Annotated in this window: 1 protein-coding gene; it reads right to left on the reverse strand. The window is 49.7% G+C overall.

All coding sequences use genetic code 11. From position 1 onward, the window contains the following. Positions 1 to 91 precede the first annotated feature (91 nt). On the reverse strand, positions 92 to 469 hold a 378-nt coding region (locus tag H9X80_RS08930), incomplete at its 5' end, for a DUF6145 family protein (protein WP_239471886.1).

Raw genomic sequence — 469 nt, forward strand, 5'->3', positions numbered from 1 at the left:
CTGCACAGAAGGCGGAAGGGAAGATCCGTGACCCCCGCCATAGGTGCCAGGATAATGCCATGCTTTAAGACCGTATCTCCGATTGTCAGGCTCATGAATGACCATCCCCCATGAAAAATGTCCGGTAATACAGCTCCAGGGATTCCAGGAGCTCCCGCTTCTCTGTCTGATACTGTTTTATTTTGAGCTCACTCCCGATCTCGTCAAAAAGGTAATCCCCAGGGTCGGAAACCACCTTAAAAGAAAGATTTCCCTCCTCATCAAACTCCAGCAGCAGGATTCCTCCGATATCCTCCGTATAGAGGACGCACATGATCCGCAGCTCATCCTTTACCTCCTGGGGAAGAGAATCAAAGGCCTGATTAAAGTAATACTTTTCCTCGTAGGAATTTGCTCCGCAGAGTACGGTATTTTCCACTTCGCTGTCTCCTCCTTCCATATCCAGCTCATAAAAGGGGGTGGCGCAGAC

It is taken from the genome of Olsenella profusa, assembly GCF_016900315.1.
Taxonomy (GTDB): Bacteria; Actinomycetota; Coriobacteriia; order Coriobacteriales; family Atopobiaceae; genus Thermophilibacter; species Thermophilibacter profusus_A.